Annotated in this window: 9 protein-coding genes; 3 read left to right on the top strand and 6 right to left on the bottom strand. The window is 72.5% G+C overall.

Going from position 1 to position 12,125, the window contains the following annotated elements; all coding sequences use genetic code 11:
• Nucleotides 1-118 precede the first annotated feature (118 nt).
• Both IE325_RS17785 and IE325_RS17780 read left to right on the top strand, forming a co-directional pair.
• A complete protein-coding gene (locus tag IE325_RS17785) occupies nucleotides 119-3,919 on the top strand; it encodes an nSTAND1 domain-containing NTPase (RefSeq protein WP_190070921.1) in 3,801 nt (1,266 codons plus the stop codon).
• Between the two features lie 395 nt (nucleotides 3,920-4,314).
• Entirely contained in the window at nucleotides 4,315-5,097 is a 783-nt protein-coding gene (locus IE325_RS17780) for a hypothetical protein (protein WP_190070920.1), read from the top strand.
• Nucleotides 5,098-5,105: 8 nt separating this feature from the next.
• Here the strand turns inward: IE325_RS17780 and IE325_RS17775 are convergent, their stop codons facing one another.
• The 6 genes from IE325_RS17775 to IE325_RS17750 form a co-directional block, all read right to left on the bottom strand.
• A complete protein-coding gene (locus IE325_RS17775) occupies nucleotides 5,106-5,381 on the bottom strand; it encodes a hypothetical protein (RefSeq protein WP_190070919.1) in 276 nt (91 codons plus the stop codon).
• Between the two features lie 45 nt (nucleotides 5,382-5,426).
• Complete coding sequence (locus tag IE325_RS17770; protein ID WP_190070918.1) at nucleotides 5,427-6,167, bottom strand: GAF and ANTAR domain-containing protein; 741 nt, start codon at nucleotides 6,165-6,167, stop codon at nucleotides 5,427-5,429.
• Nucleotides 6,168-6,313: 146 nt separating this feature from the next.
• The gene (locus IE325_RS17765; RefSeq protein WP_190070917.1) at nucleotides 6,314-7,120 is read right to left on the bottom strand and encodes a TIGR03943 family putative permease subunit; all 807 of its coding nucleotides are present in this window, start codon (nucleotides 7,118-7,120) and stop codon (nucleotides 6,314-6,316) included.
• Nucleotides 7,117-8,121: a permease gene (locus tag IE325_RS17760; protein WP_190070916.1), complete on the bottom strand. Its 1,005-nt coding sequence runs from the start codon at nucleotides 8,119-8,121 to the stop codon at nucleotides 7,117-7,119. Before IE325_RS17760 ends, IE325_RS17765 begins: the two co-directional genes overlap by 4 nt.
• Before the next feature lie 76 nt (nucleotides 8,122-8,197).
• Nucleotides 8,198-9,547, bottom strand: coding sequence for a helix-turn-helix domain-containing protein (locus IE325_RS17755; protein ID WP_190070915.1), 1,350 nt, complete (start codon nucleotides 9,545-9,547; stop codon nucleotides 8,198-8,200).
• A gap of 247 nt (nucleotides 9,548-9,794) precedes the next feature.
• A complete protein-coding gene (locus IE325_RS17750) occupies nucleotides 9,795-10,451 on the bottom strand; it encodes a Uma2 family endonuclease (RefSeq protein ID WP_190070914.1) in 657 nt (218 codons plus the stop codon).
• 325 nt (nucleotides 10,452-10,776) lie between these two features.
• On the opposite strand from IE325_RS17750, the gene thrS reads away from it, so the two are divergent.
• Nucleotides 10,777-12,024, top strand: a complete 1,248-nt coding sequence (gene thrS / locus IE325_RS17745) for a threonine--tRNA ligase (protein WP_190070913.1) — start codon at nucleotides 10,777-10,779, stop codon at nucleotides 12,022-12,024.
• The last annotated feature ends 101 nt before the right edge of the window (nucleotides 12,025-12,125 follow it).

The raw sequence follows: 12,125 nt of genomic DNA, 5'->3' as shown, positions 1-12,125 counted from the left end.
GCCTCAACGTCACCTGCGGTCTACCTGGCCGTTACCTGGCGGCTTGTACGTTCGTCGCGCTCGATGCCGCTTTCATCAGCTAAATCGCCAGTTATCCGCCGGCCACAGGGAGGTGCGCATGGGGCGCCCGGAAAGACCGCTGGACCCGACGGCCGGTCCCGTGCCGCGCCTCGCGCACGAGCTGCGGGAGCTGCGCAAGGCCGCGGGGAGCCCCTCGTACCGGAGGATGGCCGAGACGGCGTGCTTCTCCGCGACAACGCTGTCGCAGGCCGCGGCCGGTGAACGGCTGCCGTCGCTCGCCGTCGTCCAGGGCTATGTGCGGGCCTGCGGCGGCGACCCGGACGAGTGGGAGCCGCGGTGGAGGGACGCCGAGGCGGAGGTGGCGGGCGAGGTCCGCGAGGAGGACGAGGACGCGGCGCCGCCGTATCGGGGCCTGTCCCGGTTCGAGCCGGCCGACCAGGGGTTGTTCTTCGGCCGGGACCGCCTGACGGAGGACCTGCTGGAGCTGGTGTGCGGGCACCGGTTCGCCGCGGTGTTCGGTGCCTCAGGGAGTGGAAAGTCCTCTCTGCTGCGGGCCGGACTGATACCCCGGCTCCAGGAGGAGATCGCCGACCGGGGCCGTCCGGCGGTGCTGCGGGTGCTCACGCCGGGCGACCGGCCTGCCGCCAGGTACGGCCATCTGCTGACCCCGGCGGAGGACGAGCCGGAGAGCTGGGTCGTGGTGGACCAGTTCGAGGAGGTCTTCACCCTGTGCCGGGACCGGGCGGAGCGCGCCCGGTTCATCGACCTGCTGCTCGCCGCCCGGGACCCCGGCAGCCGGCTGCGGGTGCTCATCGCCGTACGGGCCGACTTCTACCCCCGCTGCGGCGAGCACCGCGGCCTCGCGGACACGCTGTGCGGCGCCGGACTGCTGGTCGGCCCGATGACCGCGGACGAGCTGCGCGAGGCGGTCGTCAAGCCGGCGCAGGAGGCCGGGCTTCTGGTGGAGCGGGAGCTGACCGCGCGGATCGTGGACGAAGTCCTCGACGAGCCCGGCGGGCTGCCGATGCTCTCGCACGCACTGCTGGAGACCTGGCGGCGGCGCAAGAGCCGGGTGCTCACCCTGGCCGCGTACCAGGCGGCCGGCGGGGTGCGCGGCGCCATCGCGGCGAGCGCCGAGGAGGCGTACGGGCAGCTGACCGCGGAGCAGGCGGATGCCGCCCGGCGGCTGCTGCTGCGGATGGTCGAGCCCGGCCAGGGCACCCCCGACACCCGGCGCCCGCTGAACCGTGCCGAGCGGGAGGAGTGGGCGTGTCCCTACGTGCCGGTGGTCGTGGAGCGGCTGGCCCGCGCCCGGCTGCTGACCGTCGACGAGGACGCCGTCCAGCTCGCCCACGAGGCGCTGATCACCAGCTGGCCGCGGTTGCGCGGCTGGATCGAGGAGGACCGGGAGCGGCTGCGTCACCACCGGCGGCTGACCGAGGCCGCCCGGGTCTGGCTGGAGCACGAGCGCGACCCCGGCGCCCTGTACCGGGGCACCCGCCTGGACCGTGTGGCGGAGCTGATCCCCGATCACGAGGCCGACCGCTCCCTGACCGTGCCGGAACGCGAGTTCCTCACCGCCGCGCTGGCCGCCCGTGAGGCGGAACGCCGGGCCGCCGCCCGCACGACGCGCCGGACACGGGCGGGGATGGGCGCACTGGCGGCGGTCCTCGTGGTGGCGCTGGTCGCCGGTCTCGCCGCCTGGACGCAGGGCCGGGACAACGAGCGCCGCCGTATCGACGACGAGGCCCGCCGTATCGCCGCCGTCGCGGACGGCCTGCGCACGACCGACCCGCGCACCGCACAGCTGCTGGGCGTCGCCGCCTGGCGGGTGGCCGAGCTGCCGGAGACCCGGCGGGCGCTGCTGGGTTCGCTCGGCCAGCAGGAACTGGACACCTTCAGCGACCGGGCACCGGGCGACAGCCCCTTCCGCCGTCTGACGGACTCCGGTCGCACCCTGCTCAGCGTCGAGGGGCGCACCTGGCGGACCTGGGACGTGACACGGCACCGGCGGATCGCCGAGGGGCGGCTGCCGGAGAGCGGTACCGCGATCGGGGCGAGCCCGGACGGGCGGCTGCTGGCGATCCACGGGGATGGCCGGGGCGACGGGGTGCGGCTGTGGGACACGGTCGCCGGGCGATGGGCCGGTGACCGGCTGCCGGAGTCGGCCGTCGTGGACTTCGGCAGGAGCACGTACTCCGTGCGCGGTGCGGGCGAGTTCCGGGCGAGGGTGCACTCGGCCGCGGACGGGAGGCTGTTGTTCGAGGCGGAGGACACCACGGCGCCGAGCGAGGACGGCCGGCTGATCGCGGTCTGCCCCCTCGGGGAAGGCGGCGCGCCGCAGGTGCGGGACCTCACGGACCGGCGCACGGTGCACGGGCGCTGGGAACGCGCGGGCGACATCTGCGGCCAGGAGCGCCTGCAGCTGGTGCTCGGCGGTGGTGGCGAGCGGAGCGAGATGGGGGTCCCCCCGGCCGAAGGCTGGGGGAGGCTCGCCGCGGTGATGCCGAGCGGCGTGCGGGTCTGGGACGTCCGGTCGGGGGAACAGCTGCACGACCTCCCCCACACCGGAGTGAGGTACGCCGCCTTCAGCAAGGACGGGAACTTCCTGGCGACCGCCGACGGGGAGGAGATCAGGGTGTGGCGGATGGGCGTCGACGCCCCGGTGTTCCGGCACTCCCTCAACAACCAGCACCTCGGCGATCTGGCCTGGGACCCCACCCGCCCGGTACTGCGCTATCTGGATGCCGGCACGGTCCACACCCTGGACGTCGGGACGGCCGTGACCTCCGCCTGGCAGGACCGGCCGGCGGACAAGGTGCAGATCAGCCCGGACGGCCGCACTCTCGCCACCGCGCGACGCACCGGCGACACCTACCGCTTCGAGCTGCGCGACACACGCGACGGACGACTGCTCAGGACACTGCCGCCCACGCCGCCGCGCGACCCCTCCCGGCCGGAGCTCCCGGAGTACACCCTCCCCCATCTGGCCTTCACCCCCGACGGCAAGGTGCTCGCGTACGGCGTCACGGCGCCCTGGCACGAGGCGTCCCCGCAGCGGCTCACGATCTGGGACGTCACCCGGGGCCGGGCCCGCGCGGCACTGGACCTGGCGGAGAAGACCTCGGCCGGGGCGGTGATCACGATCGCCCTCGGCCCTGACGCCCGCACGCTCCACCTCACCCGCACATCGGTTACCGGCGAGCTGACCGACGAGACCTGGGACATCGCCCGCCACCGCCGGACGGCCGTCCTCACCGGTCTGTCCAGCAGTCACCTGGCCGTCCGCCCCGACGGCGGGCTTCTGGCCGGCGACAACCGGACGGCGAGTCTGCCGGGCGGCAAGGTCACCGGACGCGACCTGGTCCAGGGCGACGAGATCGGCGCCCTCGCCTTCGCCCCGGACGGTTCGCGGCTCGCGGCGGGGGACCGGGCGGGGCGGGTGGCGCTGTGGGACGCGGCGGTCCGGCAGCGGGAGGGCACCATGCCGAACGTCTTCCCTGCGCTCCCGGAGGAACCGACCGACCGACCGGACGACGGCTCCTACCCGGTCAGCGACGACACCTCCGAGGCCGTCAGCGCCCTCGCCATCAGCCCCGACGGCCGCACGCTGGCGGTGGGCGGCGAGGCGGGAAGCCTCCAGCTGTGGGACATCGCCACCCACCAGCCGCTCGGCGGCCTCCTGACCACACCCGGCGACGCGATCGACACGGTGGCGTTCGGCGCGGACAGCGGCACGGTGTACGCGGGAAGCGCGCACGTGCCCCTCCAGCGCTACACGATCGACCCGACCCGGGCGGTCGAATCGGTGTGCGCGCGGGCGGGAGAGCGCGAGCTGACGAGGGCGCAGTGGCGGACGTACGTGCGTGAAGTGCCGTACCGAAAGGTGTGCGGTTGAGCGGACGCAATTGATCAGCCCTTGAAATGGGCTGCCGATCAACTCTCCGCCTGTCAGCCTCATTCGATCCGTGGCGCGGCAACCTCCAGCTGTAAGAGCACTGCACGCCGCAGCCCGCCTCGGCGTCACACGCCGGATCGCCCCGCAGCCTCCCGAAGGGATCCGTGCCTTCGAAGCCACCGACACCGACGACGCCTCCCTCGGCAAGCTGCGGATCCGAGCAACGACTACCGGGCAAGGACATGATGCTCCCCCCCCCCGAAGCCGACGGCGGCTGACCGCCCCCGTCACCCGGACGGCCCGGCGGCGCTGGTGGGCTTCCTGTCGGGGTGGTGCCTTAAGAGGACGTACCCGATCTTGGGCGCGTCCTCGACCCTGGCTCAGGAGGCTTTGTGATGCCCCGTCATCCGGCCCGTGCCGTCACCATCGCGGTGCTCTCGGCAGGTGCCCTGCTGTCCGCGCCCGCGTGCTCCGTCTCCGGACTGGGCCGGCCGGTCCACGCGGTCCGCGCCCCGGCCTCCTCCTCGGCGGCCCCCGGCACCGCCTCGCGCACCCCAGTCGCCGCGCCGACGCTGACCGAGGCCCAGGCGCGGGCCGCGCTGGTCAGCGAGACCGATCTCGGTGAACCCTGGGTGCCCACCGACGGGTTCGCGACCTGGCGGGAGTCCATGCTCAAGGCCAGCACCGAGTCGGGCGAATGCGCGCGGCTGCTCGACGTCCTCTACACGGAGGACATCCTCGGGCCGGACGCCCGTACCCGCGCCTCGATCGGGCTGGACGACGCCTGGGACGGGGCCCAGCTGCGCTACCAGGTCGTCGCCCATCACCCCGAGGACATCGACGACACGCTGCAGTGGCTCGGCGGCATGCCGGACGAGTGCGGCCGGTTCACGGCGACGGCCGGCGGCGGGCAGCTCGGCGTGGAGGTCAGGGGCGCCGAGATGCCGCACGTCGGGGACGCGGGGCAGGCGCTGCGGATCGTGCTCAGCGGGATCTCCGAGTACGAGGATGCCCCGACCCTCACCCTCGACGTCGCCGTCGTCCGGGTGGGCGACGACGCGATCATCGTCACCAACGGCGGCCTCGGCGAGGTGTCGGCCGACGCCACATGGACGACCGTCGAACTCGGCGCCCACCGACTGGCGGAGGTCAGGAGGCAGAGCAGACGGTCCGTCTGACGACCGGGTCAGGCCATGCGCTCGACGGCCTCCTTGGCCTCCAGCAGGTCCGCCCCGGTGATCTCCCGGTACCGCTTGATCGCCTTGATCTGGTCCCCGTCCCGCACATGCGCCATGACCTCGGCCATCCGCGGATCGTCGTCGACGAGACCCAAGTGCTCCAGCACCAGGTCGAGTTTGCGCTCGACCCGGGCAACCCGCCGGTCGACACGGGAGAGCCGCCCCTGAAGGCCGGCGACGACCATGAGCGCGGCGAACGCGATGATGAAACCCGCTATGTCCATGGCCGACGATCCTAGGGGGACCGTCGGCCGCGACCGGGCCGGGACTCAGGTCCCGTCGAACCGCAACCGGTGCGCCACCACGTCCCGAGCCACGTCCAGCGCCGTACGCCCCAGGGCGAACGCGTGCGCCCGCAGCCGGGCCAGCGCCTCGTCGGTGCCGACGCCCAGCTGGGCCATGATCATGCCGGTGGCCTGATAGACCTGGTCATGGTCGGTGGCGAGGCCGCTCAGCCACCGGTCGTCGCCCGGCCCGTCCGCCTCCTCCATGCGCGGCAGCGCCATCAGCGCCACCGTCATCATCCCGGCCATGACCCGTGCCGTCCGCAGGTCCCGGTCGTCGAGGTCGCCGGGGGAGTCGCGGTAGAGGTCGAGCGTCCCGACGCACACCGTGTCGTTGCCGAGCGGCATCGAGTACACCGCCCGCACCCCGGCGGCCGTGGCCTGCTGGGCGAAGACCGGCCAGCGCAGCACGTCCTGCCCGGCCGTCAGATCACGCGCCAGCACCGGCGCCCCGCTCTCCGCGGCGGACTGGCAGGGACCGTCGCCCAGGGTGGCCTGGATCTCGGTGACATACGCGGCCTGCGCGCTGCTCGCGCCCAGCTGGACCGGCATGCCGTCGCTGTGCAGTGACACGCTCGCCCCGGTCACGGGCAGCAACTCCACGGCGACATCGCACAGACGCCCCGGGATCTCGCCGGGTCCGGCCCCGCGTACCCGGTCCGCGATGGCGTCCGCGGGCCTCGCCGGTTCCCTTCCCTGCTCACTCTGCTCGTCTCTGGGCCGCACGGCAGCCTCCTCGTCCCGAGCGCGGCCTGCTGGCTCCGGGATCCCGACGGCCCCTGTACCGCCCACCCCGGACGACGCCCGACTACCCGCAACCCGCACGGCAAAACCCCGGTGACACCGCCTGTACGACCGGTCGTGGAGGCCGGCTACCGCTTCTCGTACGGATTCGCCGGCTGCGCGATCCGCCGCACCGACCCGGCGTCCAGCACCGGCGGCCACGCCGCGTCCGTGCCGAGCCTGCCCTTGGGGTGCCAGGTGCCGGTGACGGTGATCCAGGTGTCGGCCGGTGGGGTGTCCTGGCCGCGGATCTCGACCTTGCTGGTGGTGGCGTCGGCGGCGCAGCAGGCGACGAGGAGGCGGGTGACGTACCAGGTGCCGTCGTCGTCGCGGGTGACGAAGCCGGTCAGCCGGACCGTGCGGCCCGCGAGTGAGCGTCCGCTGTCGTAGACCGCCCGGGAACTGAACTCCGCGAGTGTCAGCTCCACCGGGTTCCCGGCAGGCAGTGCCGGGAAGTGGCCGACGCCCTGTGCCGCGCGCTGTGCCGCCTCGCGTTCGGCGCTGTAGGAGCCGAGGGCGGGCGGAGGGAAGAGGAGGAGGGCGAGGGCGGGGAGGGTGAGGAGCCAGGCGACGCGGGGGCTATGGTGGCCGCCGTGCTGATCGTGGGTGTGGGAATCGTCGCCGTGGTCGTCGTGCTCGCCGTGTTCGCGTTCCTGATCGCGGCCGGTGTGTTCGCCGTGCTCTCCGTGCTGGCCCTGCTCGGCGTGCGGTTCCTGTTCCGCTCGCCCGGCGACCGCCGCGGCCACCGCCAGGAGCATGAGCAGGAATCCCGACACGACCAGGTACGGCCGTAGTCCCGCCTGCACATACCGCAGATACAGCTCGCCGAACAGCGAGATCCGCAGGATCGCCGCGCCCGTCAGGAGCAGCAGTACCGCCGGTCCGTACCGCCTCACAGCAGCCACCACCCCACGAGCACGCTGCTCAGCACGGCCACCACCCAGGTCACGGACGAGAACCGCAGCGCGAAGGACCGCCCGAAGGTGCCCGCCTGGAGGGCGATCAGCTTCAGGTCCACCATCGGACCGACCACCATGAACGCCAGCCGCGCGGTGGGCGAGAAGCCGCTGAGGGAGGCGGCGACGAACGCGTCCGCCTCGCTGCACACGCACAGCACGACCGCGAGCAGCGCGAGCAGCAGCACCGACATCCATACCGACCCGGTGAAGAGCTCCAGGACGGATCTCGGCACCGCGATGTTGAAGGTCGCCGCGGCCGCCGCGCCGAGCACGAGGAAGCCGCCGGCGTGCAGGAAGTCGTGCTGCAGCCCGTCGGTGAAGGCGCGCAGGCCGATCGCGGCGGGGTCGGCGTGCCGCTTGGGGAGCCGTATCCACTCCTCGCGGCCGAACCGGGCCCACAGCCAGCCCATCACCACGGCCGTGGCGAGCGAGGCGACGAGGCGGGCGAGGACCATCTTCGGCTGCCCGGGGAAGGCCACGGACGTGGCGACCAGCACGATCGGATTGATGGCGGGGGCGGAGAGCAGGAAGGCGAGGGCGGCGGCGGGAGCCACTCCGCGTCGCATCAGGCTCCCCGCCACCGGCACGGACGCGCACTCGCACCCGGGCAGCACGACACCGGCCGCCCCCGCGACCGGCACCGCGAGGGCCTGGTTCTGCGGCAGCAGCCGGCTGAAGACCTTCTCCGGTACGAAGGCCCCGATCGCCGCCGACACGACGGTGCCGAGCAGCAGGAAGGGCACGCCCTGTACGGCGATCGCCGTGAAGACGGTCCACCAGGCGGCGACCGGCGGGGTGTAGAGGTCGAGGGCGAGCATGGGCCCGAGGACCGAGACGACGGTGGCGATGGCGAGGAGCGCGGCGCCGCCGACGACGGCGTACACGAGTGCCCGTACGACGAGCCGCACCCCGTCGACCAGGGTCCGCCGATCTTCCACGCGCCTGTCCGTCCCCAGATGTTCGAATAGCCCTGCGAAGGCTAACCGGTCGGAGCTGTGCGCAGCCTGGGGTTGTTCACAGCGGAGGCTGTGCGGGCGCCGGGCCGAGTGTCGTGGTACCCGGGGCCGTACGGTGCCCGAGCCCCGTCCGGTACGCGTCCAGCGCCGCCTCCACCCGGCCGGTACGGCGCAGCAGATCACCCAGCAGCCGGCACAGGTCGGCCAGGTCACCGGCCGCGCCCGCGCGTTCGAGCAGGCTCAGGGCGCGGACGTAGTGCTCCTCGGCGGTCTCGGTGTCCCGGGCGTCCTCGGCGATGATGCCGAGCAGCCGGTGGGCGGCGGCGGAGTGCAGGGCGCCGCGCTCGGGGCTGAGGTCGCTGAGCACCCCGTGCAGAAGAGCGGCGGCCTCCTCGGACTTGCCGCGCCGGTGCAGTACGTCGGCGAGTTCGACGGCGACCTGGCTGGTGTACAGCGCGGCACGCTTGGCGGTGAGCATGGTCTGCGCCTCGCGCAGCTCGGCCTCGGCGCGCTCCAGGTCGCCGTGCTGGGCGTAGACGTAGCCGCGCATCCAGTGGCAGTTGGCGAGTTCGGTACGGATCTGGAGCCGGCGGTACAGCTCGGCGGCCTTGGCGAGGGAGGCGTCGGCCTCGGTGACCCGGCCCTCGGCGAGGAGGGTGCGGGCGACGGAGCGGTGCATCCGGGCGACCAGGGCGGGGTCACCGGCCTGCGGGGCCAGGGCGAGGGCGTACTCCGCGGCCTGGGCGGCACGCGCGTGTGCCCCCATGTCCATATAGGGGCCGATGACGCTGGCGTAGAGCAGCAGCAGGGCGTCGGGGTCGTGCAGTCCGCCGCGGTTGAGCTCGTCGAGGGTGGATTCGAGGAGGTAGACGGCATAGCGCAGCTCACCGGCGAGGTAGTGCGACACGGCCCGGCCGCGCAGGGCGGGGACACGGGCGGGAAGGGGCGCGTCGATCTCGCTCAGTACCTGCTCGGCCCGCTCGAAGTGGCGCCGGGCGGCGGTGAGTTCACCGGAGTCGATCCCGCACTCGCCGAGCCCGAGCAGCGCCGCCGCCCGCTCCTCGGCGAACCCGTTCCCCTCCGCCTCCGTGAGCAGCTCGGTGTACTGCTCGGCGGCGGTCTCGGTGTCACCGGTGGCGAGGACCCGCTGGGCCTCGGTCAGCCGTAGCCGCAGATCCGTCACGAGATGCGCGGGCCGCCCGGTCGCGAGCTCCTCGAAGGCGACGCCCAGCCGCTCGGCGATATGCCGCAGCGCGTCGTCGGAGGCCCGGACGCGGCCGGCCTCCAGGGTGGAGATGTAGGCGGGGGTGTAGGCGGGCTCGGCCAACTGCCTCTGCGTCAGCCCGCGATCGGCCCGCAGCCGCTGGACTCTTCGCCCGATGGTCCCTGGATCGTCACGCTCCGACATCGCTCAACGCCCCCAACTCCCCCTGCGCCCCTTGCCGTTAGAGTCCGACGACCCTAGGTTAAACCGAGGATTAAGCGTGTTTAACCCATCGCTGTTGCGAGGTCGCCGTGCAGGAACGCACCAGCACCACCGAGCGATATACCCGAGGCGTGGCCGCCGCGGTGGTCGCGGTCGCGATGCTGATCCTGGCGGCGAACGCGGGACCGGCGCGGGCGTCGGGGGTTCCGGGCCGGGACGCGGAGTGGGCTCAGAACCTCGATGTGTCCAGCTCGAACCCGAAGGGGGCGGGCAGAGAGACGGCGAGTCCGATCTTGCACTTTGGGGCCTGGGCATACTCGTCGCCGGAGGGCTCGGAGTAGACGGTGATCTCCGCTTCCTCGCGGTCGATCAGCAGGTAGACGGGAATGCCGGCTCGGGCATAACCGCGGATCTTCTTTTCACGATCACGATCAGCGGTGCCGGGGGAAGTTACTTCGGCGACAAGCAGGACGGTCAGAGTGTCGTGCCACTGCTTCTCGTCATCGAAGGCGCCGTCGGGTGCGACGACGAGGTCGGGGACCACGTGACCAGTCTTGGATGCCCCGGGAACGTCGAGACCGATGCCCGTGTAGGTGAACAGGAAGTCGTCGGGGTCCTTCCGGATGATCTGGCGGTTGAGCCTCGACACAATCCCCTCGTGCTCCCCGTTGGTCGGCGGTGTCACGTAGATCTCCCCTTCGATCAACTCCACGCGCCAACCCCTGGGGGCCGCCGCACTGAAGAGCTCGAAGACCTGCTCCACGCTCGCGCCCTCATAGCTGGGCACGCCGCTGTCCGCGTCACTGTCGCCGTCAGGGTCGTCGTACGGCCCATGAATGGCCTCGCCCTGATACCCCGGCATGATGATCGGCTCCGCCACCGCCATGACAGACCTCCTTCGCTCGACGCGACGCTCTCAGGGTAGACGTCGCGAGCGTACAAGGAATCGATAGGCATTCACTCGAACGAGTGTGCTGTTACGTTTCTCCGGCAAAGCCGCTGATGCCGGGTCCCGGAAAATCGCCGCGACATCCCGCCCACCTCTTGCTACGGTCCCCCCATGCAGCGCGCCAACCCGTCTCTCACGACGACGCCGGACCCCGTCCCGGCGCGCTGACAGCTGAGCGAATTCGAAGCCCCGGGGCGAGTGCCCCGGGGCTTCGGCGTGTGGGTGCTCGTCTCTTCATCTGGTGACATCCGGAGGAGTAGCCATGCATGACCACCGTCGCCTCGGCCGCGAACTGGACCTCTTCGACACCGACCCTCTGATCGGCGCCGGTCTGCCGTACTGGCTGCCGGACGGTGCGATCGTCCGGCATGAGCTGGAGGAGTACATCCGCGGGGCGGAACGCGAGGCCGGGTACCGGCACGTCTACTCGCCCGTGCTCGGCAAGCGCGAGCTGTACGAGATCTCCGGGCACTGGGACCACTACAGCGACGACATGTTCCCGCCCATGGACCTCGGCGACGACCTCATGGCCGCCGACCAGGTCGTCCTGCGCCCCAGCCTCTGCCCCCACCACGCCCTCATCTACCGCTCCCGCGCCCACAGCTACCGCGAACTACCCCTCCGCATGGCCGAGTTGGGCGGCATGTACCGCTCCGAGCTGTCGGGGGTCCTCGGCGGCCTCACCCGGGTCCGGGCGATCCACCTCAACGACGCCCACGTCTTCTGCACCCTCGACCAGGCGGTGGACGAGGCCCGCGCCGCCCTGAAACTCATCGACCGGGCTTACGCTGATCTGGGGATCAGGGCCGTACGACACCGTCTCTCGCTCCCCGGCGAGGGCGGGAAATACGTCGCCGACCCGGAGCTGTGGCAGCGCGCCACCGCCCTGCTCCGCGAGGTCCTCGACGGTTCCGGCATCCCGTACGAGGCCGTCGAGGGCGAGGCCGCGTTCTACGGCCCCAAGATCGACGTCCAGATCGCCGACCTGGTGGGCCGCGAGGCGACCCTGTCCACCGTCCAGATCGACTTCCACCAGCCCGAACGCTTCGACCTGCACTACATCGGCCCCGATGGCGCCAAGCACCGCCCGGTCATGGTGCACCGCAGCATCATCGGCAGTGTGGAGCGGGCCGTCGCCCATCTCATCGAGCAGCATGGGGGCGCGTTCCCGGTCTGGCTCGCGCCCGTGCAGCTGCGGATCCTCCCGGTGGCGGAGGCGCAGTACGGAGCGGCCGAGAAATTGCTGGACCGAGCCCGCCGAATGGGTCTGCGCGCCGAGATCTCCGGCCCCGAGCACGGCACCCTCGGCGCCCGCGTCCGCGCGGCACGCCTGGTGCCGTACCAGGCGGTCATCGGGGAGCGGGAGGCGGCGGCGGACGGGGAGCCGGTGGCCGTACGGCTGCGGGACGGGCGTAGGCCGGGCGCCGTACCGGGGAGCGAGCTGGTCGCCCGGATCGCGGCGCGGGTCGCGGCGCGCGGGACCGAGCTGTGGGACGCCCCAGCCCTGTGACGGCCCCGTGACCTGGGGCAGAAGCGGATAACCGCCGTATGGCGCCGCACGCGCAGAACCGCACGGCGGCGCCATACGACGACGCACTCCACCTACAGCAC

The sequence above is a fragment of the Streptomyces lanatus genome (genome assembly GCF_014655715.1).
GTDB lineage: Bacteria > Actinomycetota > Actinomycetes > Streptomycetales > Streptomycetaceae > Streptomyces > Streptomyces lanatus.
This window is presented reverse-complemented; position numbering and strand designations above follow the sequence as displayed.